The 22,802-nt window shown below is 66.3% G+C and carries 18 protein-coding genes; 4 read left to right on the top strand and 14 right to left on the bottom strand.

Annotated elements, in window-relative coordinates; genetic code table 11:
- Positions 1-36: 36 nt before the first annotated feature.
- The 4 genes from NU1_RS33815 to NU1_RS33800 all read right to left on the bottom strand — a co-directional run bounded on the left by NU1_RS33815 (position 37) and on the right by NU1_RS33800 (position 10,669).
- The gene (locus NU1_RS33815) at positions 37-7,608 is read right to left on the bottom strand and encodes a non-ribosomal peptide synthetase (RefSeq protein ID WP_169815181.1); all 7,572 of its coding nucleotides are present in this window, start codon (positions 7,606-7,608) and stop codon (positions 37-39) included.
- A gap of 150 nt (positions 7,609-7,758) precedes the next feature.
- Positions 7,759-8,601, bottom strand: a complete 843-nt coding sequence (locus NU1_RS33810; RefSeq protein WP_067527809.1) for an ABC transporter ATP-binding protein — start codon at positions 8,599-8,601, stop codon at positions 7,759-7,761.
- Positions 8,602-8,612: 11 nt separating this feature from the next.
- Positions 8,613-9,662, bottom strand: coding sequence for a FecCD family ABC transporter permease (locus NU1_RS33805; protein WP_067527807.1), 1,050 nt, complete (start codon positions 9,660-9,662; stop codon positions 8,613-8,615).
- Complete coding sequence (locus tag NU1_RS33800; RefSeq protein WP_067527805.1) at positions 9,659-10,669, bottom strand: FecCD family ABC transporter permease; 1,011 nt, start codon at positions 10,667-10,669, stop codon at positions 9,659-9,661. The genes NU1_RS33805 and NU1_RS33800 overlap by 4 nt, the downstream gene beginning before the upstream one ends.
- A gap of 253 nt (positions 10,670-10,922) precedes the next feature.
- Here NU1_RS33800 and NU1_RS33795 point away from each other — a divergent pair, with 253 nt between their 5' ends.
- A complete protein-coding gene (locus NU1_RS33795; RefSeq protein ID WP_067527871.1) occupies positions 10,923-11,537 on the top strand; it encodes an MspA family porin in 615 nt (204 codons plus the stop codon).
- Positions 11,538-11,600: 63 nt separating this feature from the next.
- Positions 11,601-12,266, top strand: a complete 666-nt coding sequence (locus NU1_RS33790) for an MspA family porin (RefSeq protein WP_067527869.1) — start codon at positions 11,601-11,603, stop codon at positions 12,264-12,266.
- 285 nt (positions 12,267-12,551) lie between these two features.
- Here NU1_RS33790 and NU1_RS33785 read toward each other — a convergent pair whose 3' ends face one another.
- The 8 genes from NU1_RS33785 to NU1_RS33750 all read right to left on the bottom strand — a co-directional run bounded on the left by NU1_RS33785 (position 12,552) and on the right by NU1_RS33750 (position 19,311).
- Entirely contained in the window at positions 12,552-14,063 is a 1,512-nt protein-coding gene (locus NU1_RS33785) for a bifunctional phosphatase PAP2/diacylglycerol kinase family protein (RefSeq protein ID WP_084522064.1), read from the bottom strand.
- A gap of 138 nt (positions 14,064-14,201) precedes the next feature.
- The gene (locus NU1_RS33780; protein ID WP_245720429.1) at positions 14,202-15,428 is read right to left on the bottom strand and encodes an ABC transporter permease; all 1,227 of its coding nucleotides are present in this window, start codon (positions 15,426-15,428) and stop codon (positions 14,202-14,204) included.
- On the bottom strand, positions 15,425-16,300 hold the full coding sequence (locus tag NU1_RS33775; protein ID WP_067527801.1) for an ABC transporter ATP-binding protein: 876 nt from the start codon (positions 16,298-16,300) through the stop codon (positions 15,425-15,427). The genes NU1_RS33780 and NU1_RS33775 overlap by 4 nt, the downstream gene beginning before the upstream one ends.
- 74 nt (positions 16,301-16,374) lie before the next feature.
- Complete coding sequence (locus NU1_RS33770) at positions 16,375-17,091, bottom strand: hypothetical protein (RefSeq protein ID WP_067527799.1); 717 nt, start codon at positions 17,089-17,091, stop codon at positions 16,375-16,377.
- Positions 17,091-17,975, bottom strand: coding sequence for an ATP-binding cassette domain-containing protein (locus tag NU1_RS33765; protein ID WP_067527797.1), 885 nt, complete (start codon positions 17,973-17,975; stop codon positions 17,091-17,093). Before NU1_RS33765 ends, NU1_RS33770 begins: the two co-directional genes overlap by 1 nt.
- Entirely contained in the window at positions 17,972-18,337 is a 366-nt protein-coding gene (locus NU1_RS33760; RefSeq protein ID WP_067527795.1) for a GntR family transcriptional regulator, read from the bottom strand. Before NU1_RS33760 ends, NU1_RS33765 begins: the two co-directional genes overlap by 4 nt.
- A gap of 222 nt (positions 18,338-18,559) precedes the next feature.
- Positions 18,560-18,760: a hypothetical protein gene (locus tag NU1_RS42415; protein WP_067527793.1), complete on the bottom strand. Its 201-nt coding sequence runs from the start codon at positions 18,758-18,760 to the stop codon at positions 18,560-18,562.
- A 152-nt stretch (positions 18,761-18,912) separates the two neighbouring features.
- Positions 18,913-19,311: a YbaB/EbfC family nucleoid-associated protein gene (locus NU1_RS33750; protein ID WP_067527791.1), complete on the bottom strand. Its 399-nt coding sequence runs from the start codon at positions 19,309-19,311 to the stop codon at positions 18,913-18,915.
- Between the two features lie 755 nt (positions 19,312-20,066).
- Here NU1_RS33750 and NU1_RS33745 point away from each other — a divergent pair.
- The gene (locus NU1_RS33745) at positions 20,067-20,354 is read left to right on the top strand and encodes a hypothetical protein (protein ID WP_157553387.1); all 288 of its coding nucleotides are present in this window, start codon (positions 20,067-20,069) and stop codon (positions 20,352-20,354) included.
- A 38-nt stretch (positions 20,355-20,392) separates the two neighbouring features.
- On the opposite strand, the gene NU1_RS33740 is transcribed toward NU1_RS33745, so the two are convergent.
- Positions 20,393-20,911 (bottom strand): OsmC family protein, encoded by a 519-nt coding sequence (locus NU1_RS33740; RefSeq protein WP_067527787.1) that lies wholly within the window; start codon positions 20,909-20,911, stop codon positions 20,393-20,395.
- Positions 20,912-21,441: 530 nt separating this feature from the next.
- Here NU1_RS33740 and NU1_RS40850 point away from each other — a divergent pair.
- Positions 21,442-21,765, top strand: a complete 324-nt coding sequence (locus NU1_RS40850; protein WP_084522062.1) for a WhiB family transcriptional regulator — start codon at positions 21,442-21,444, stop codon at positions 21,763-21,765.
- Positions 21,766-22,111: 346 nt separating this feature from the next.
- On the opposite strand, the gene NU1_RS33735 is transcribed toward NU1_RS40850, so the two are convergent.
- The gene (locus tag NU1_RS33735) at positions 22,112-22,495 is read right to left on the bottom strand and encodes a hypothetical protein (RefSeq protein WP_157553385.1); all 384 of its coding nucleotides are present in this window, start codon (positions 22,493-22,495) and stop codon (positions 22,112-22,114) included.
- Positions 22,496-22,802 lie beyond the last annotated feature (307 nt).

Raw genomic sequence — 22,802 nt, 5'->3', positions numbered from 1 at the left:
GATGAGTGTTCTTTCTTCTCTTGTTGTGGGGGTGGCTCATTCGCGAATCGAAGGATCGGCGTCGAGCAGTGCCGCTACCTCCGCCCACCCGGTCGGGGAGACGATGTCGAAGTGCGAGTAGGGAAGTCGGCGGACCACCAGCAGCGCACCGGCGGCCTGCCAGCTCGCGAGCTGGGCTTCGGTGCGGGCCGGATTCGCGCCGGTGTCCGCGGCATACAGGGCCATGGGGCCGCTGTAGTGCGGGGTTGCGGATTCGGTGACCATGCCGAGCAGTTCTGTCGCGGCGGCACGAATGGCCGCTGCGAGTTCCGGTGCGTCATCGGGTATTTCGGGCAGCAGCCGGTCGAGTTCGGCGGCATCGGCCAGGGCGCGGGTGGCCTGTTCGGCGAGGTTTTCCAGGGGGTGCGAGTCGATCAGACCGATATAGGCGATCTGCTCTCCCTCGGCCGCCAGCCGCGCGGCTATCGCGTGCGCGATGGTGCCGCCCAGGGAGTAGCCGAGCAGACGGTACGGCCCGTGCGGCTGGATACGCCGAATGGTGGCCAGGTAGTGCCCGGCGACCTCGTCGATGGTCCGTGCACAAAAGTCCTTGCCGCTCAGCGACGGTAACTGCAGACCGTAGATCGGCCGGTCCGCGCGCAGTAGCCGCGCCAATGGCCCGAACTGCCACGCCGTACCGCCGACCGGGTGGATACAGAACAGCGGCTCGGCCGACCCGGTGGCCCGCAGCTCCAGCACATGGTCGAGACGGCTGCCCAGCATGTCGAGCCCCTCGCCGAACCGACGATCCGGCGCCGCGGTGTGCACGACGGCACTGGCCGCGATGCGCACCGCGAGCGCGCGCGGTGTCGGGGCCGCGAAGATATCGTCGAGCACGACCGCGATCCCCGCGCGCCGCAGCCGACCGACCAGCCGCACCGCCGTGAGCGAGTGCCCACCGGCGGCGAAAAAGTCCTCGTCCAGCCCAATGTCGACAGCTGACAACACCGCGGCCATAGCACCGCGAACGTCATCCACCACACCACCTACAGGCGACAACCCCTCAGCGGCAAGCGACACGCTCTCCGTGACAGCCGACAACCCCTCCGCGGCAAGCGACACGCTCTCCGTGACAGGCGACAACCCCTCCGTGGCAAAGGACGCCCCCTCCGTCATTCCGGCGTGCTTTTGGCCGGAATCCACGTCCTGATCAAAGGTGGATCCCGGCCAAAAGCGCGCCGGGATGACGTGGGGTGCGGCGGGCGCCGGGGGTACGGCGGACGCAGCAGGCGCGGCGGACGCCAAAGGTACGACAGGCGCGGCGGAGGACGAAGGTACGGCAGGCGCAGCGGAGGACGAAGGTACGGCAGGCGCAGCGGCCCCCAGGGGTACGGCAGGCGCCGCAGGTGCGGACGCCGCGGCGGGCACCGGTAGCGCCTTGCGATCGATCTTCTCGCTGACCGTCCGCGGAATCTCGTCGAGCACAACACATGCGGCCGGAACCATGTACGCGGGCACCATGGTTCGCAGCGCCGAGCGCACCACCTCGGGATCGAGCTCGACTCCCGCCCGTGCGATGAGGTACGCGACCAGACGCTGATCCCCCGGTGTGTCCTCGCGCAACAGCACCGCCGCCTGCGCGACACCGGCACACCCGAGCAGCGCCGCCTCGATATCACCGAGTTCGATGCGCTGGCCGCGCAACTTCACCTGACTGTCGACGCGACCCACGTAGTCGAGCTCACCCTGCGGGCCCCACTTCACCAGGTCGCCGGTGCGGTACATGCGCTCACCGCTGCCGTACGGGTCGGCCACGAATGATCCGGCGGTCAGATCCGGACGGGCGAAATAGCCGCGGGCCAACTGCACGCCGGTGAGGTACAGCTCGCCGACGGTGCCGACGGCGACGGGTCGCAATAGCTCGTCGAGAACACGGACTCCGGCGCGGCGCGCGGGCTTGCCGATGGGCACCGAAACGGTATCGGCCGCGGTGGCCTCGTGGTGGGTGATGCAGACGGCGGCCTCGGTGGGCCCGTACAGGTTGTTCACCACGGCACCGGTCAGTGCGCGAATATTGTGCGCGGTGGCCGGTGGCAGCGCCTCACCGCCGGTGATGACACAGCGCAGGCCGGTGCAGCCGGACAGATCGGTTTCCTCGCCGAGCACGGTGAGCATGGAGGTCGTCAACTGCACGACGGTCACCTGCTCGCTGGCCATCAGCTGCGCCTGATAGAACGGATCGCGGTGCCCGCCGACGCGGCTGAGCACAATGCGGGCCCCGACCAGCAGCGGCAGGAACAGTTCCAGCAGCGAGGCATCGAAGGTCGGCTGGGTTCGGTACAGGACGGTATCGGCCGGGCCGAATCGCTGCTGCCGCTGCAACCATTCGAAGGTGTTCACAATCGCCTCGTGACTGACGGTGACGCCCTTCGGCACCCCCGTCGAGCCCGAGGTGAACAGCAGATAGGCCGAGTTCGCGGGCAGCAGTGGTGCAGCCCGGTCGGTGTCGGTGAGCGCGGTGGCGGCGAATCCGGTCGTATCCAGCTCATCGATGGTCACGACCGGGACGCGTTCGGTGGCGAAGCCATCCACGGTGGTGCTGAGAACCAGTGCCGGAGCGGCGGTTTCGAGAATGCGGTCGACTCGCTGTGCGGGCTGCTCGGGATCGATCGGTAGGTATACGCCACCGGACCGGCATACGGCATGGGCCGCTACCACCGAGTCGATACTGCGCACCATAGCGACCGCGATCACGACTTCGGGTGCCGATCCCTGCGAAATCAACCAGCGGGCAAGGCGATTGACGCGAGCGTCGAACTCCCCGTAGCTGATCGTCACATCCGCGGTCGAGACGGCCGGGGCGTTCGGGTCGACCGCCGTCGTCGATCCCCAGCAGGCGAGGGTGTCACCCCGGGTTTCGATGTGTCGCGTCGTATCGTTGACCGCCGCGACCGTGGCTACCGGATCGGCCACCAACGCGGTGAGCACCGCGCCGAGATGATCCGCCAACCGCGCGGCCGCGCCTCCCGGCACCGCCGCCGGATCGTGGTGCAGCATCAGCGTGAACCGGTCACCGGGCAGCGCGGTCACGGTAATCGGATAGTGGGTGAGGCTGTGCACGGCCACGTCGGCGACGCGTAGGTCATGGTAATCGGGTTGGCGCAGACCTGTTTTCGGGAAGTTCTCGTAGACGACGAGGGTGTCGAACAGGCGGCCGAGCCCGACTGCCCGTTCGACGGTCGCCAGTCCCAGGTATCCGTGGGTCTGCATATCGAACGAGGCCCGCTGGAAGTCACCGAGTTGATCCAGCAGCGGTCGCCGCGCATCGAGGCGCAACCGAACCGGAACCGTATTGCTGAACAGGCCCACCGTCGTCTCGACATCCGGCAGATCTGCCGGTCGGCCGGAGACGACGGTGCCGAAAACCACATCGGTGCGGCCGAAATGATCGGCGAGCACCATCGACCACGCGCCCTGCAGCAGCGTGTTCATGGTCAGGCCGTAACTGCGGCCCACCACCTCGAGTGCCTCAGCCATTGTGTCCGACAGCGGAACTCGCAGGCCGATGGCCGCGGAGCGCTCCCGCACCGCCGTGCCGACGAGCGAGGGCGCGGTGACGCCGCCGAGGTAATCGCTCCAGCGCTCTACCGCCACGTCGGTGTCGCGGCTGCCGAGCCACGCCAGGTAGTCACCGTAATATCCCGGCACCGACAGCTTTTCGTCGTCCCCGTGATACAGCGCGAGTGTCTCCCGCAGCATGATCGGCACCGACCAGCCGTCCGCGAGCAGGTGATGCGCGGTGAGGATCAAACGCTGCGACGTATCGGTCATCCGAATCAACAGCACGCGCAGCAGTGGTGGACCGGCGATGTCGAAGGGCTCCGCGCCCGCGTCCAGTTCCAGGTCGTTCGCGGCTCGTTCGATGTCCCCGGCGGCGAGTCCGCGTAAATCCGCTGTACACCACGATAGTTCCGGCTCACGCGGCACCACCTGCACCGGCTTGTCGAAGTCTTCGTAGTTGAATGCCGCACCCAGGTTCGGGTGACGGGCCAACATTCGCTCGAACGCGGACGCGAGCCGCTCCGGATCGGCGCTGCCGGACAGCTCGAAACGGGCGGTCATGGTGTAAACGTCATCGGTCCCGTCGCGGAGTGCGTGGAAGAGCAGGCCCTCTTGCAGCGGGGACAGTGGGAGCACATCGAGGATCGGGCCGTACCGCGCGGTCAGCGCGTCGAGGCTGCGCCGCGGCAGTGCGATCGTGTGGCGGTTCAGCGCCTTTCGACGGGCGGTACCGGATTCCGCAGCGGGTGCGCCGTCGGCGGCCGGTGCGGCGGTGGCGGCGAGTTCACCCAGGCCGCGGCGGGTCAGCAGTTCCTGCGGCGACAGGATCAGCCCGTGCTCACGCAATCGGCTGCTCACGCTGATGGCGGTAATGCTGTCCCCGCCCACGCCGAAGAAGTCGTCGTCGACGCTCACCGCGTCATGGCCGAGTGCGGCGGCCACCACCGCACAGACGGCGGTTTCGGCAGGTGTGGACGGTTCCCGCCCGCCCGCATCCGCCGGTGGCTCGGGCAGTGCGGCGCGATCCAGTTTCCCGTTGACGGTGTGCGGGAGCTCGTCGAGGACGACCAGGCGCGACGGCACCATATGGTCGGGTACCAGATCGGCCAGCCGCGAACGCAATTCGATGGAGTTCGGCGCCGCGGACCCGGCGGGTACGACGTACCCGATGAGCGTCGGCCGACCGGCGATCTCGCGAATATCGGCCGCCGCGGCCCGCACCTGGGAAAGGCCACCGAGTGCGGCCTCCACCTCACCCAGCTCGACACGGTGACCGCGAATCTTCACCTGATTGTCAACGCGACCGACGTACTCGTAACCGTGTTCGGCACTCCAGCGCGCCCGATCGCCGGTGCGATACATCCGGGTGCCCGCCGGACCATACGGGTCGGGGACGAACCGCTCCGCCGTAGCGTCGGGTCGCCCCAGATATCCACGGGCGAGTTGCGGACCTGCCAGGTACAGCTCGCCGACCTGGCCGTCGGCGACCGCCTGTAAACCATTGTCGAGCAGATAGCTCCGTGTCCCCGGGAGTGGGCGGCCGATACGCGGAATATCGCCCGCCACCGATGCGCCGATCGCATCGACGGTGGACTCGGTCGGTCCGTAGAGATTGATTGCCGCGATCCCCGCACGCTGGATCTGCTGCCACAGATCCGGCGCACACGCGTCACCACCGAGCGCCAAGAGTTCGAGACCGGCCAGCCCATGATCCAGCAGGGCGGCGACGAAGCCGGGCGTGCCATCCGCGATATCGATCCGATCGCGGGCGAACGCCGCTACCAGGGCGGCGGGATCGCGTCGAATCTCACTGTCGTACACGTGGATACGGTGCCCATCGAGCAACCACAGCAGCGGATCCAAGGCAGCGTCGAAGGCGAATGACGTCGTATGGGCGATACGCAGTGGCCGATTGTCGACGCGCGCTGCCGTCCGCGCGTACATTCCGGCCCGGTGCGCGGCCAGCAGGTGCGCCAGCGCACCGTGGTCCACCAGTACACCTTTGGGGCGGCCGGTCGAGCCGGAGGTATAGATCAGGTAGGCGCCTCGGCCAGCGCGGTGCGCCGCCACCTCGACGTCGCCCGCCAAACCGGCGACACCTGATATCCCTGCGTCACCCGTCATCCCGGCGTGCTTTTGGCCGGGATCCACCACCAATGAATGCGGTTCGGATGGTGTGGATTCCGGCCAACGACGCGCCGGAATGACGGGGGCGGTGGCGTCGGCGGAGGGACCCGGATGCATGCCACGGACTTCAGAAACCAGCGGGGTGTCCGAATACCGATTCAGCTCGGCTCGGAACTCCGGGGTGTCGGTAGCGATCGCCTCCGACCCGAGCTCCGCTGCCAGCGCACCGGCGCTGAGCACCAATTCCGGTGCCGCGTCATCGATCACGGACCGCAGTCGCGGCACGGGATGCTCCGGGTCCAACGGCAGGTACACACCGCCCGCACGCCAGACCGCGAACAGCGACACCACGAATTCGGCCGAGCGCGGCAGAGCCACACCGACAATCGACTCCGGTCTCACTCCCCTGCCGCGCAGTAGGCGCGCCAGGCGGTGGACCCGGCTGCCGAATTCGGCTGCGGTCCACTGCTCTCCGTCGGCGGACAGCACGATCGCTGCGGGTCGCTCGATCACCAGCCGGTCCAAGGCGTCCGGCACCAGTTCCACCGCACCGATTTCCGCCGTCCCCGACCGAGCGTCGAGCAGACGCCCACGTTCGGCTCGGTCGAGCAGTTCGAGCGCTCCGACCGACGGCTTGTCCGCGCCGGTGAAGGCGTTGATTACCCGCGTCAGACCATCGATGCGACGACGCACGTCCTCTGAATCATTACTGCGCGCATCGGATTCGAACCCGAGCAGCACGGTGCCGTCGGCCAGCGGTGTCACGGTCAGCCCGAGGTCCTCCGGCGGTCCACCGGCCACATTGCGCAGCACACCGCGCGCACCGTCGAAATCCAGGGAGAAGTCGAAGACCTTGAGATTGATACCGACTCCATGCAGTAGTTCGCCCGCTCCGAAGCCATGGAATTCCCGGGCGAGATCGTCACCGCTGTAGCGCTGATGTGCCCGCACCTGTTTCAAGGTCGCGGCGACGCGCGGTGCCAGCTCACCGAGCCGGTCGTCCGCGCGCACGGTCACCCGCAGCGGCAGCACGTTCACCGCCATGGCCGGAGTGCTCAGGGCCGCCCGGCCGACGCGGCCCATGAGCAGCATGGACACCACGACATCGGCGGTGCCGAGCTGCCGGTTCAGGAAGGCCGCGTAACAGGCCACGAGCACATCGGCCCAGGTGACACCGTGTTGTTCGGCGCTTTCCCGCAGGGTGGCGAGGGCCGCGGCCGGTAGCACCGCCTCGGCGCGAATCGTCCGTTCCACCGCACCGCCGATATGCCGTCCACGACCGTCCAGATCGGGCCAGGGTGTCAGCTGCTCGCGCCAGAACAGCCGATCCGCTTCGAACTGCGCACCGGCACGGTAGTCCTGTTCCTCGGCCACCAGTTCGGCAATGGTGCCGAAAATCGGTTTGGGCGCGGCCTTTCCGCGTCGCATCGCGGTGTAGTGGGTCGCGACCCGACGCGAGAGCAGCGCCGCGCTGTACCCGTCGACAATGAGGTGGTGGTACAGCTGCACACACCACACCTGGCAGTCGGTGACCCGAATGAGCGTGTAGTTGTACAGCTGCCGATCCACCATGGGACGACAGTGCTCGGCGGCGTGGTGCCGTTCCAGGGCCACCGCCTCGTAGGCCAGTGCGAAGGGTTCGGCGGTGGCGCGCAGGTCGATGGTCGGCCGCAGTACGGCCTCCGCATCGGTGACGAATTGCCGTGGTCCATCTGGTGTTTCACGGAAGCGCAGGCGCATATTCTCGGCCTCGGCCACGGTGCGGCGGATCGCCTCGGCCAGCAGGTCCACATCGATCGGCGCGTCACCGGAGATCTCCAGGACCTCACCGACGAGGTAGCGGCCGGATTCCGGGTCGAAGCGCTGGGCATTCCAGATACCCAGCTGCGGACCGGTCAGCAGCAGACCGGAATGGTCTACCGTCGAGTCGTCCCGTTCCACCCGCAACTCCCTTCTCCATCAGTGACATTCGGCCTCTCCTTCGGTCCGCCCGGGCTCTATGCGAGTCCAGCGAAGGAGGGGTCGAAAGTAGGTTAGCCTAACTTTACCTAGCGTGGGAAGCTACGTTTTCCGCCGCTGTGATCAGCGGGTTCAGCTCACCCGGGCGGCGTTTTCCGCCAGCGGAATAACCAGTGGTGCACCGGTTTCCGGGTCGTCGATAATCCGGCAGCCGAGCGAGAAGACCTCGTGCACCAACTCGGCGGTGACGACCTCCTTCGGAGCGCCCGCGGCCACCACCCGGCCGTCCCGCATGGCAATGAGGTGATCGGCGTACCGGAACGCGTGGTTCAAATCGTGCAGCACCGCCACTACGGTGCGCCCGGATTCGCGATTCAGCCTCCGGCACAGATCCAGCAGCTGGATCTGATGGGCGATATCGAGGTAGGTGGTGGGCTCGTCGAGCAGAACGATCGGGGTGTCCTGGGCCAACACCATGGCGACCCAAACCCGTTGGCGCTGACCACCGGAGAGCTGATCCACCGGGCGGGCCGACAGCTCGGTGACACCCGTGGCGGCCATAGCGTCGGCCACCGCCTCGGCATCGGCCTGCGACCACTGCCGCAGCAGCGACTGATGCGGATACCGGCCACGAGCCACCAGATCGGCGACCCGGATACCGTCCGGAGCGGTGGAGGTCTGCGGGAGCAGGCCGACCTGCCGCGCCACCTCCTTCGCCCGGTACGAGGTGATGGGCTTGCCGTCCAGCAGCACCGCGCCCTCCTCGGGTGTCAACAGCCGCGCCAGCGCGCGCAGCAGGGTCGATTTCCCGCAGGCATTCGGACCGATAATGACGGTGACCTTCCCGTCCGGAATATCCACCGACAGCTCATTACTGATAATCCGGCCTCGATAGCCGAGCCGGACCCGCTCCGCCCGCAGCCGTGCGGCGGGCGCAATCTCCACGGTGGGCGCGGCGGCGTTCTCTTCGTTCATCGTCGATTCCTCTAATTCCGTCGAGCCTCGGCCACCAGCAGATACGCCAGGTACAGCCCACCGATCGACACCGTGACCACACCGACGGGCAGGGCGGTCGGTGCGAAGGCACGCTGGGCAATCCAGTCACAGATCACCAGCAGGAACGCACCCATTGCCGCGGCCGGAGCGAGGGCGGTGGAGGGGGTGCGGGCCAAGCGCCGACCCAATTGCGGTGCGGCCAGCGCCACGAAGGCGATCGGCCCGGCCACCGCGGTGGCCACCGAGATGAAGGCGACGCTCAGTCCGATCAGCAGCATGCGTGCGCGGCTGACCCGGATACCGAACGAGTACGCCAGATCGTCACCTAGTTCCAGGATCTGCAGGCGCGGTGCCGCCGGGATCAGCGCGAGGGCCAGCGCCGCCAGAATGATCAGCACCGGGCCGACCTGCGTCCACGAGGTGCCGTTCAGCGAGCCAGCTCCCCAGGCGGCGGCCGACATGGCGGCATGCAGATCGGCGCGCAGCACCAGCCAGGTATTGACCGAGGCCAGCATGGCGCTGATACCGATTCCGACAATGATCAGCCGGAAACCGGTCACATTGTGGCGGAAGGCCAGAAGTTGGATGGCGAGCGCCGATCCCAGGCCGCCGACCAGCGCACCGAGCGCGGTCTGGAACTGACCGCCGCCGAGAGTCAAAATGACAATGAGCGCGCCTGTGTAGGCACCCGTATTGAAGCCGACAATATCCGGACTACCCAGCGGGTTTCGGGTTACCGACTGCAAGAGCGCACCACTCACACCGAGGGCCGCGCCGAGCGCCAGCGCCAGGACCACGCGGGGAAAACGCCACTCCCACACCACGAGTCGATCAAAGCGTTGATCACCCACGAACAGCGCCCGCAGCACCCGATCCGGCGGGATGGCGTAATCACCGGTGCCGAGCGCCAATACGGCCACCGCGAGCGCGGCGGTCAGCAGTACGGCGCACACCACGGCCGTGCGCACACCCACCCTGGCGGTGAGCCCCTTCGAGCGGACCACCACCATCGAACGGCCGAAATCGATACGCGCAGTCATGACACACTCACCGAGGAGCGACGGGCAAGCCAGATCAGCACCGGCGCACCGAGGAATGCGGTCACCAGGCCCGCCGGAATCTCCTCGGGCCGAATCAGGATGCGGCCGAGCACATCCGAGCCGAGTACCAGAATCGGCGCGAGCAGCATGGAGTACGCGATGATCCAGCGCTGGTCGGGGCCGACGATCCAGCGAGCCACATGCGGTACCGCCAGTCCGACGAAGGCAATGGGCCCGACCGCGGCAGTCGCGGTGCCGCACAGCAGAATCAGCGCGGTCGCCGTGAGCAGCCGGGTGCGGCCGACATGCACGCCCAGAGCATGGGCGAGATCGTCGCCGAGAGCCACGGCATTGAGAGAGCGAGCGGCGATCACCGCGGCGACGAGTCCCACCGCGACGAAGGGTGCGGCAACGGCGATGACGTCATAGCCGCGTCCGACCAGCGATCCCGAATCCCATTGCCGCCATGCGTCGAACGCTTCGGCGTGCACCAGGATCAGACCCTTGGTCAGGCCGGTCAGAACGGCGGTGATGGCAACGCCCGCCAGTGTCAGCCGAATGGGATCGGCACCCTGACGCCCGGCGGTGCCCAACCGGTAGACCGCGACGGACACCACGGCGGCTCCCACGAATCCGAACCACACGTAGGACGTCATATCGGTGACCCCGAGGAAGGCGACCGACAACGTAATGGCGAAGGCCGCACCGGCATTGATGCCGAGCAGGCCGGGATCGGCGAGAGGATTGCGGGTCAGCCCCTGCATGAGGCAGCCCGCGACGCCGAGCGCGAGACCGGCGAGCAGGCCGAGCAGCGTTCGCGGCACCCGGTATTCGGAGATGATGAGGTGGTCCGGCGATCCGTTATTGCCCCACAGTGCGGCCCACACCTCTTCGGCCGGGAGGGATTTCGTCCCGACCAGAAGACTGAGCAGACAGGCGGCAACCAATATCGCCGCTGTCAGCAGCCACCCTGACCAGCGTCGAGGTGGTGCGTGCGGTCCATCCATCGCGTTGTTCTCTCCAGCTGAAAATCGAAGGTCTTGAAGCTTAGGCTTACCTACCTTACTGTGTCGCATGTCCGGTTTCACAGCTGCCGCTCAGGAAGAGGGCGACAGCGCCGCAAATCCCCGCCGCGGCCGGGCCAAGCTGAATTCGTCGGCTCGACAACGCAATTGACGCGCGTTGTCTCGGGCTCGATGGCGCATGTCTTGATGAGGGAACAGAAAGAGGATCATCCCCGTGAAATTCACCAAGGTCGTCATGCTCGCAATCGCCGCCCTGGGTCTCGCCAGCGGCACGGCATCCGCCGACGCCTTCGTACCGTTGCCCGACGGCGAGACGGTCGGCCCCGGTGTGACCATCAAACGAGTTGCTGAAAGCGCGCTGATCTCACCGTCGATGGCGGCCAATGGCGCGGGCCGAGTGGCCTGGGTGAGCGGTACCGTGCTCGCCGACGTGACCGAAACGCCCAAGGGCGATCCGAAGCCCTTCGTCGGTGGGAACAACGCGCCGGGCACCAACAACTCCTCGACGCACGGCACCTCGCGGGTCAGTACCGGCTACATCGTCGGCTGCCAGGTCAGCATCGCCGATAACGCGATCTCCGCCGGCGTCTCCGGCGGACTGACCACCACCGGCATGAATGCCAGTGGCTCCATCTCGGTGCAGATCGGGCCCGGCGAGGTGAAGTTCGTGGGCGTCGAAGGCTTCGACATCATCGAGGCGGGTCAGTACCACCTCAGCTATAAGGACGTGGAAATGCAGATCCAGGGCTGCGCCGGATACGCCCAGGCACGCGCCTACACCGTCGTCGAGATCATCGGCACCAACTACTCCAAGACCAGCCTCTACGGGGCTCCGTTCAGCATCGGCTGACACCGACCGTCCCCCTCGATCACCCTCTCGCTGAACAGCATTCACCCCGAAATGGACACCATCATGACCACCCTGAAGAAGACCGCCGCCCGCCTCGCGAGCGCCGCGGCGACCGCGACCATCGCACTCGGCCTGTTCTCCCCCGGTGCCGCGCACGCGGACACCTTCGTTCCGCTCCCCGGCGGTGAGATCACCCAGACGCTTCCCGACGGCACGGCCGTCACCATCCGACTGGTGAACGAGTCGGCACTGATCAGCCCCTCGATGGGATCCACTCCGCTGCACCGCAATGTCTGGGCCTCCGGACGGGCCGAGGTGCAGATCCACGGCGAGCACAGCTACTCGAAGATCTACCCCGGCTACGTCGTCGGCTGCCAGGTCAACATTAGCGGCGGCGCCGGAACCGGCGGCGCCAATGGCGCGGCCACCTGGGAAGGGAAGGGCAGCGGCGGCGTCACCTCCGGTGGCAGCCTGACCCTCGGCCCCGGCCAGGCCTCGACCTTCTGGGTGCTCCAACTCGAAGGCCCCGATGCCTACGGCGAACAGAGCTATCTGCCCGGCTTCAAATTCACCGAACAGCAGGCGTCGGTGAACTGGAAGGACTCCACCCTCGGCCTCGCGGGCTGCGCCGGCTACGCCCAGGCTCGCGCGTTCGTCGGCGTCGAGGTAACCACCAAGTTCGGGCGCTCCGAGCTGCGGATGTGGGGGCAGCCGTTCAGCCTCGGCTGATACCGCAACAGCACTCGGCTCGTACCCCGTCGTCCCCGGCCTGCTGTGGCCGGGATCCACACCCGCGATGACAACTCCGGATCGTGTGGATTCCGGCCACAATCACGTCGGAATGACGGGAGCGCCGTCTCCGTCATACCGACACGCTTGCGCAGGAATCCACACGCCCTATGTGACAGGAGCGCCGTCTCCGTCATACCGGCATGCTTGTGGCCTGGAATCCACACGCCGTGCGACGGGAGCGCCGTCGCGGTACGGATCCGGGTCCCGCGAGCAGCCCTGTGGCTAGTCGCGGCGCGCTACTGCCCGGAAGATGGCCAGCGGGCGGCGGTGATGCGGACGCTCCCGAGCCGCCCAGCGCGGGTTGTCCTCATCGCGGCGGTAGGCCGCGATCTGGCCCGCCACGAAGAAGCGGAGCCGCCGTGCCTCGCCGAGCACTTCGCCGTCGGCAGCGACCGCCTCCGGCGCGTCCAGCTCGACGATCAGTTCGGGTACCTGCCGTTCCTGGTACACCTTGCTGCTCCCGATGGCTCCCAGCGCGAGCGCCAGCGCCGCGCGGGTGCGGGAGAACCGCAAATCCGCACGGACCCAACGAATATCGAGCAGACGGCTATCCAAACGCGAGCGGAAGGCCGGTACCGCGCCGTGCGGTCGGTACCAGCCGTTGCCCACGAAGATGAACCACACATCGTGCCAGTCCGCGTCCATGCGGATCCGAATCGGCTCCGCCCGCCGCAGCATGACCACCAGTGCGGCGGCGAATGCGGGCCACTTACCCCAGCGCCCCTGCCATTTCTCGCGCAGTCGCACCAGATCCGGGTAGGCGCCCAGGCTGGAGGTATTGATCAGATGATGGGTCCGGGTGCCTGCGCCGGTCTCCAGTTCCACACTCGCGATATCGACCACGACCGCCTCACCCGCACCGGTGGCATCCACCACCTCGGTCAGGTCGTAGACGCCGAGATCGCGGGCGAAATGATTCAGCGTTCCCGTCGGCACGACGACCAGCGGCAGCCGGTGTCGCAGCGCGACCGTGGCAGCCGCCGCGATGGTGCCGTCACCGCCGGCGGCACCCACCGCCAGCGCCTCCTCGGTACGCGCCGCCAGCGCCTCCTCCAACTGCTCGACGGCATCGCGACCCGGTTCGGTGCGCAATACGGTCGCTGCGGGGAGTGCCCGCGTCACATCGTCGGTCGGGTCGTAGTCGTTGTCACCGGATACCGGATTCACCACTATGACAAGCCCTTTGCCCTCGACGAGCGCGGGCACCTCACGCACCAGATGCGCCGCGGCCTCGTCGGACTCACGGATCGGCCACCACCGCTGGGTAGCCAGCGCCACGCCGGCACCAACGGTCGCGCCGACAATGACATCCGAACCCCAGTGCACGCCGGTGTGGACCCGGGAGTAGGCGACCGTCGCCGCCAACGGGGCCAAAACCACTGCGGTGCGCGGACTCTCCATCGCGACGGCCGTGACGAACGCGGCGGCCGCCGCGCTGTGGCCGGAGGGGAAAGACGACGACGTCGGAACCTTGACCAAACGCCGGGCGGGCGGTAGCAACTCCGCCGCCGGGCGCCGCCGAGCGAATAACGATTTCAGCACCACATTCACGGCCAGGCTCGCACCGGCCACGGATACCGTCCCGCGGAGCGCCGCGCGCCGGGTCGCACCCTTCTTGGATGCCAGCAGCAGCGCGATCGCCGACCACAGCACGCCGCGATCCGCCGATCGAGTCAATCGCTGTAGCTCACGATCGACCGCCGAGACCGGAATCCGTGCCACGGCGCCGCTCACCGACCGATCGACGTGTCCGACACTGCGAAATGTCCGCCCCAACACAACCGCTCACCCTCACTCGCCGCCCGTTTCCGGATATGCCAGTGTCGCACCGATTTCGGTCACTCGCGTATCCGGAGGGTGGCTGCTCGTCGGTCAGTCCTCGACCGCCAGCGCCTGCCGCATGGTCAGACGCGATTGTGTTTGCATCAGGGAGCGGCGGTAGATCTTCTCCGCGACGATGACAATGCCGTAGGTGGCGACGGCCATGAGGGCCAGGGCCACCAGGGGCTCCCACCAGGCGGCGGTGCCATCGGCCAGGCGACCGGGCATCGACACGATGGAGACGATGGGGATATAGGAGGCGATCACGCGGGCGGTGCCGGTCAGGAAGATGCCCGCGAAGAGCACGATCAGGATCAGCATCGACATCGGTGTGGCGGTGGATTGCAGGTCTTCGCTGCGGGTCGCGAGAGCTCCGGCCACCGCCCACAGACTCGCCAGGGCGAGGAAACCGACAATGAAGAAGGCGATGAACCAGCCTGCCGCACCGGCGATTTGGAAGACCTGATCGCCCTTGCCAATGGCGGCCAGACCGATCAGCCCCGCACCGACGAAGAGGGCGAGCTGTGCGAAGGCCAGTACGGTACTGCCGATCACCTTGCCGATCAGCAACTGTCGCAGCGGAATCGCACTCGCCAGAATTTCGACAATGCGATTCTGCTTCTCCTCGACGACGCTCTGCGCGATGGCCATGCCGAACAGGATCGACGCCAGGTAGAAGAGGAAGGCGAAGACGAAGGCCGCGGCCGCGGCGAGCCCGGGGTCCACGGCGTCCCTGTCGAGCAGGTCGTAGGTCACCGCACCGCCGGTACCGAGTTGCTCGATGGAGGTACCCGCGGCCTCGGCATTACGCGCTACGGCGATCTGCTGGGCGGCGGCGGTGACAAAGGTTGCGGCATCGTCGTTTTCGGCGGACTTGCCGATCAGACGCCAACCCTGAGCGTCGGGAACCAGGCCGACATCGGCAGACTCATCGCGTACCCGCTGCTCCACGATGGCCGCGTCGGCAACCGGGTGCGCCGCGAAAACGACCTTCTTGTCCGCATTTTCGGCGAGACCGTTGGCGGTCGCGACAACCCGGTCCGCGCCCACGCCGGTGATCGCCACCTCGACCGTATCGGTGCGGCTGCTCATGAAGCCGCTGATGCCCAGTGCCGCCGCGATCACCGCGATTGTAATGACCGTGGACACAATGAAATTGCGGTCGCGCAGCTTCACCGATAGTTCACGTGCGGCGACAATGCGCCAAACGCCGTGCGATCCGGCGGGACCCTTCGATCGCTCGGCCGTGTCCATTGTTCGCTCGCTACGCTCACTCATGCGGTGACCTCCCGGTAGATCTCCGACACCGACTGCCGTACCGCGGCCAGCTCATAGACCGAACCTCGTGCCAGCGCCTCGGTGAGCAGCTTGTCTGTGGTCGCTCCGGTCAATTCGAGCAGGGCGCTGGACCCATTGGTCTCCAACACTCGCACCCCGCCGAAATCCGCCAGCCACGCGGTACTTCCGCCCAGTACCAGCCGGTATCGCGTACGTCCGCCGGCCAACTCCGGGACCGATCCCTTGGCCACCACCCGCCCGGCGGCGAGAATCACCAGGGCGTCGCAGAGGCGCTCCACCAGGTCCAGCTGATGCGAGGAGAACAGCACCGGTACGCCACGTTCGGCGTATTCCCGCAACAGGTCCGCCATGGCGTCGATGGCCACGGGGTCCAAACCGGAGAACGGCTCATCGAGAATCAACAGCGCGGGGTCGGACATAACGGCCGCCGCGATCTGCACCCGCTGCTGGTTGCCGAGTGACAGCGATTCCAGCTTGTCCCCCGCCCGGGCCGCCAGGTCGAACCGCTCCAGGAGTTCGCTGCCGCGCCGCTTGGCGCCGGAGGCGGTGCTACCGCGCAAGCGGGCAAGATAGACGAGCTGCTCGAGGATCGGCTGCTTCGGATACAGCCCGCGCTCCTCCGGCATATAGCCGAACGACCGCCGATCCTCGATGGTGACCGGCCGGCCCTGCCAGCGGACTTCGCCGCCGTGCACGGCCAGCACGCCCATGATCATGCGCATGGTGGTGGTCTTGCCCGCGCCATTGCCGCCGACGAAACCCGTCAATACGCCCGGTGCCACGTCGAAGGACACATCGCTCACGGCGACGTTGTCCCCGAATCGGCGCACCAGGTGCGCGACTTCCAGCATCGAATATCCCCTAACTCGATCTCGTCGTTCCGGCGCGCTTCGGCCGGAATCGGCTCGGTTGACGTCGAGCGATATCAATTCCCGCTGCTACGAATCGGTAGATCACGTACCAGGCCCCAGGTTAGGCCGGTCGCGGCCACAGCGGCCACCACACAGGACACGACGACCAGGGCGATACTCGGCTGCCCGGCCACCGCTTCGACCACTCTGCTCGTCGGGAAACTCGCCGCTCCCGCCAGCCCGGCCGGGCTGATCAGACCCAGTCCCAGCACGATGACCAGAACGCCGCCGAGTCCACCCCACGCCTTACGGTAGAACGCCGCACCGATGGCCGCGCCCACCGCGAGGAAGATGGCGAACCCCAGCCAGAAGCCGAGGAATATCCGACCGTACTGGTCGGCGGCCGTGAACAGCCCGTCGTCACTCTCGCCCAGTGTCTGCGGCCAGTCCACCACCGCGTACAGCGCACGTTCGATGCCGAATCCGAGGGTGATCAAGGCCGCTCCCACCGTCACCAGCAGCAGGCCGAAAAGCAGTGCCTGCGGCATGCATCGGCGTCGGGTGACACCGTGCTCGATGTACATCGGCAGGTGAACCGCCGTGACATAGATGCCCATACCGAGCATGTACCAGGGGCTGATGTACACCCAGGCACTCCAGCCGCTGATAGTGATGTCCTTGAAGAGGCTGACGATGCCGGTGACCAGCAGCGAGAGCACCAGCATCCCGGCCCAGAGCACCACCAGCCCACTCGAGCGCCACAGGTGTCGGGTCAAGGTGTACCGGTTCATCACCGCACTCCTTCGGTGGTGGTGAGATGGATGAAAAGCTCTTGCAGGGCAAGAGGTTCCACAATCAGTCCGGCCGCATGCCGTTCCGCGGGCAGCTGCCCGCGCACGGTGGCACGGGTGGTACCGCCGAGCTGTTGGCGATTGAGCACGGTGAGATCGCGAACGAAGTCGTCGACCCGGTCGGCGGGGCCGGTGACCGATGCTCCCTGCGCGCGCAGTGTCTCGACCTGCTCGTGCAACAGCACCCGACCGTCCCGCAGGATGACCACATCCTCGAGCAGGGGCGCGACCTCGTCGATGAGATGGGTGGACAGGATGATCAGTCGTGGATGCTCGTTGTTGTCACGCAGCAGCTCGTCGTAGAACAGGTGCCGTGCGGGTGCGTCCATCCCGAGATGGGTCTCGTCGAAAACGGTGACCGGCGCCCTGGACGCCAGTCCGAGCACGCACCCGATCTGGGCGCGCTGCCCCCGCGAGAGTTCCGAAAACCGTTTACGCCCAGACAGTTCGAACTTGTTCAACAGTTCGTCGGCATAGTCGGCCGACCATTGGGGGCGCAGCATAGCGGCGACGGCGAGCGCGTCGTCGACGCGATCCTCCGGCCAATTGTTTTCGACGCTGCCGCCACCTCCCGACACCAAGCAGATGCCGCTCGCCACGTCGGCGTTCTCGTATACCGGCGCACCATTGAGCAGAACCGTTCCCGCACTGGGCTTCCGGAATGCGGCGAGTACCGACAGCAGACTGGTCTTACCGGCACCGTTGCGGCCGAGCAGACCGTGAATTCCCGGTCCCTCGAGACTGAATGTCACTTCTTCCAAAGCATTTTCACTGCTGCTGGGATAGCGCAGCATCACTTTCTCGACATCGATCCGGATGTTCATCGCCGTTCCTTCCCCGCATGCTCGATATGTGCCACTACATCCCCGAGCGGCACCCCCAGCGCCTTCGCCTCGGCCACCATCGAATCCACCACCTCCGCGAAAAATCGTTCCCGCCGCTGCCTGGCCAGGGCCTCCCGCGCGCCGGGGGCCACGAACATGCCGACGCCCCGACGCTTGTAGATCACCCCCTCGGTCACCAGTTCCTGAAACGCCTTGGCCGCAGTGGCCGGATTGATCCGGAACAGCTGCGCGTACTGGTTCGTCGACATGATCTGCTCGTCCTCCGCGAGAGACCCGTGGAGTACATCGGTGCGTATCTGCTCGGCGATCTGTTGATAGATCGGGCTCCGGTTGTCGAACACGGCACTCCATGGATTTGGGGAGCGGCTCACACCGCCACCTCTATGGTTCATTACTGATGTAATGAACCATAGAATGTGACCGCATCGTCGTCAAGCACAGCGAGTTGGCGGGGTAGACAGCCGAAGCAACGTTCGATCCGACGGGCCAGCCAGATCGAAAACCCTGAAGCAGGGGCGAAGACGTCTCCGACCACGGATGGTTCCAACCGGCCTGTCCGAGAATTAGGGTGAGCGCATGCTCGATGCGGCCGCTGCCAGCTTCACCGAACCGCCCGCCATACCCGACGTGCGCCGATCATTCGTGGAAGCGCGCGTTTCGAGATCCGGGTCGGCGACGCGGAGCAGGATGAGGCCGGTGGACGTCACACCCGTGGACTGGGCGATATCGGCGATGCCGCGCTCGAACCAGTAGTCGGGCATCATCGGCCGAGCTGAGCACAGCGAACGCGAGCAGGCCCGAAATGCAGGGTGAGTGGGCGGATTCCGGACATTGTCGCGCGGCGGGCGTCCGCGCGTGCCACCGCTCGAACGGCGGACGGCTCGGTCCAGGTGACTGTCGACGCCACCGGCCGAGTTCATTCGGCGAGCGACGTGTTCTGCAGCGCACTCCCGAAACTCGGCGGGCCCGGGACCAGACCAGCGGTCTGCGAGAAGGACGCCATCAGCTCCCAGGTGCGCGCGCGTGCGCGCTGGGAGGCTTCCCGACTGGCCGCGGCCACCGCCGTACCCAGCTGATCGAGCGAGGTACGCCGGGCGCCAGCGCCGAAGCGCACCTCGGTGAGCACACCGGTAGCGTCGACGGTGACCTGCACCAGGCCGTCCGCCGAGCCAGCGGTGCATCGCACCGCGTCCAGCTGTTGATGGACCTCGGCCAGGCGAGTCTGCTGTTCGCCGAGTGCGGCGGCGACCTGATCGATCTGCTCGCGCACCCCGTCGTCGGCCGAGCTCAGATCTTCCCGCCCCAAGCTTTCCATCACATCTCCTCGTGTCGCGATCGACGTTCGTTGGCAGCAATTGTGGGTTCTTCCCACTACCGAGAGCGGTCGATACTCGAAAGCCCCCGGCGGCGAGATCACCAGTACGTCATCTCACAGGACAAGACTCATCATCGAGCTGCCCACGCCCAGCAGGGAAAGGAGGACCGAAAGAAAGAAACTGGTAGAGAGGGGGGAATCGGCGCTTGATCCGAGCATGGCTTGGTGACCTCTCCGGCGTGCGGGGCACCTGCCGAGTGACGGCCAAGGCAGAGGAACTGGCGTGGGGAGGAAGCCACTTCCGCCGTCACCCGGACAGGTGGTCTCACCGCCGGGAATCAAAGGGGTATCCCCGGAATCTCAGTGAGGCCATTCCATTCTCAATGCTTCCCAGCACTGGTGAACAACTCCGCAGCCGCGACCTACTCCCACTGACGGGAACACCCATCAAATGAGTATGGGAGCAGGCGTGGCGATCACGGAGGTGCCCATCGCATTCACGCGACAGCAGCGAACCGCAGGCGATTTTCAGAGTGGACGAATCACTCTGCTTCCCGAGGCCAACAACGCGATTGCGGCCCCCAACCCACGCATGCCCTACTGTCTAGGTCGCCCGGACCGACCCCAAGAAGATACCCACCGATGGGAATAGCGGCGAATCAGAAATCTCTTCGATCCGACAGGATAATCGTGTGGTCGCAGAGCCGAGAATGGTGGGTACACACAAATTCCTGGCGCCCGACGAGGACGCCGCAGTGACGATCGCGAAGGTCTTGAGGGACTTCGGGTTCGCGCGGGTTGTGGTCCATGCGATGGACAGCCGGACCAAGCCGTCGACCAACCCCGGATGGAAGGTCACTGCGCTGGACGAGGGGCCCTATCCCAACGATCCCGCCGGGCATCGGACAATCGTCGCGGTTGGCAGGCTGGCAGCGCGCTTCGTGAAACGACACGGAGGACGACCGAACGGCCAGAGCCTTTGCACTCCAAGCTATTTCCTGCAAGAAGCGATCGGGGCGAGCCATGTTTTCACAGCCGAGTAGCTACCCGACGACACCTACGTCCAGGACGAGCCGATTCGTCAGCGAATGCCGGGCGGCCCTGGCGTTCCCCTGTGATGAACCCGCCCGTGCAGCTGGATCCAGCCGCTCACTGGATCGCCAGCGACACATGTAGATTCAGCGGCCCGCCGGACTTCCCCCAAGACGATCCAGGGCGCCGCGCACCGGACGCGGATATCGTAGTCGATAGCACCGAGGCAAAGCCCAGCACCATCGCCGCAGTCCGGACGGTCACACGCACCCTCGGCGGTGACCACCACGTGCAGCTCCCGGTAGTCGAGGCCACGCTGAACAGCGCAAGCCATCCAGTCGATCATCAGGCTGGTGCCGACCGCAGCCAGCGCCAATTCCGTTGACGCGGTCCCGTCGTCGCGATCGCACTGCGGATCCCGCTGGCCAGTACTGCTGCCGCCAAACGATCGAGTGGCGGCCCGCGCACCGTTCGCCCACACCGTGACCGTCGTTGCGGCCGAGGCGGTTACGTCCGCCTTTCCCAGCTCCACGTCTCGACCGTCGGAATTGCTGGAGGTCTTCGCCATGATCCGACCCTGTCGTAAGTTCCTTCGGCTGACCACGACGGCCGACCGCCCCCCGGCGCTACCCCCGAGCTGGCGAGTGGTAAACCTGACCGGGGGTAGCCGGTCATGAAATGGCAGCGAGTGAACGGCACGCTTGTCCCGAGCTCACCGATAACGACACCACGGGTGATGAGGCGAACAAAAGACGCCCTGTGGTTTCGCAACACTGCGGACTACTATTTCATGACGCTCGCCGCACCGGCACTAATGACCGATGCGGTACGACCATGACGGTAACGCTACATATTTCGTCGTGCACGCCAGACTGTTCCCACTCACGGGAATGATCGGCATCTCGAAATATCTCACACTCCTTGCCATCCGATCCATGATCATGGATTCGTGAATGGCTCACGAATATCGGACCAGTCCCACCCTTTCCACCCGTGGCAAGTCCCACGCGGTTCGACTCCGTAGAATCAAGGCCGGTCGATATCCTTGGAATCCGTATCCGACAAGGGAAAACGCAAACACAGTTGATCATTCGAGTCATGAACAATCCCTCGCCCCAGAGATCACGGGAATGGCAACTCCGCGGATCATGCCGCGGCATGCCGTCGGCGGTCTTCTACCACCCGGATCATGAGCGCGGTCGGGCGCGAAATGCCCGTATTCGGCTGGCGAAGCGGATCTGCGCGAACTGCCCGGTACTCGCCGAATGCCGCGCGTATGCGCTCGCCGCAGGGGAGCAGTACGGCATCTGGGGCGGCATGTCGGAGTCCGAACGCCAACACCATTTTCACTCAGGCCAGGACCGCGCGGCTCATTCCCACACATCCACGATGCTCACCTCGACTGGCGGGACTCGATCGTGACGGCAACTCGTAGCGCCGCGCCATTCCCAGGGACGGGAGCAACCGTCAACTGACGAGCCGTCGCCATTGGTTCGGCGACCCTGGTTTCGGCGATGGTGGCGCCATCGCACTGCCGGAACCTCCGATCACTCGAGCCACGATCATTGATCGATCGGATGGCCGCGGCCGCCGCCAAGGGTTCTCGAAGCTCTCGATACCGAAGGGCCGACCGCCGTGGACCCCTGACCGTCAGCTCGTGTGCGCCACCGGCCCGCGGATATGATCCCGGCAGCGCCCTTCCTGAAGGGAGCACCACATCTGATGCCGCGTTGTCCGCGAGCCCCGCATGGTCGGCGCTGCCGTATTGTCAGCAGTGCCTCGCGAGGGGCTTGCAGACGGCCCATCCCCCATCGGCCCCTGGCGTCGGCACCCAGGTTTGAGAACCCCCGTCTTGTCTATCCCACGACGTCGTCGGCTGCTGCTGCGCCCGCAATCCCTCGAAGTACGCGCGCCGATTATCGTCCCGTTCCGCGCGCTGCCAGCTCCACCGACTCTCGTGGTGCCAACCCTTCGGATCGATATGATCCCAGCCGGTGGAGTCGCTGAAGTCTCTCTCCGACCTGATGGATCCCACCAACGAATCGGCAGCCACGATGCTGGGCGTGAGTGCTGCGGGCACGCACGCCGCCGCGCCGACGAGCACGACCAGGGTGGCCAGCCTGGAAGTCCAGGTTCCTGGGGATCTTGCCATGGGAATCTCCGTTCGTACCACTAGCATCGTGCCGCCATACAGCGGCACGTCATCTAGTGTGTCAATATCCCAAAAGTCGACATTCCCAGCTGTGGTGACCCTGGGCGCGCTGCCGCCCCGGTGGTCGGGACATGGCGCTCCGGCGCGGCAGGCCTCATGTCCGCGCAACGGCGGATCGGGCGGCGCCGCGGTGTTTCCATTGCCGAGCTGCGGGCTTCTCGATTCACCTGATGAATCCTCGACCGCGCATTGTCACCGCATTCTCCACCGATGGGAAGACGTGCACTGTAGGTGCAGGGGCCGCTGC

It is taken from the genome of Nocardia uniformis NBRC 13702 (genome assembly GCF_001613345.1).
GTDB classification, from domain to species: domain Bacteria; phylum Actinomycetota; class Actinomycetes; order Mycobacteriales; family Mycobacteriaceae; genus Nocardia; species Nocardia uniformis.
Note: the sequence above shows the minus strand (reverse complement) of the source record. Positions and strands in the feature narration are given on the sequence as shown.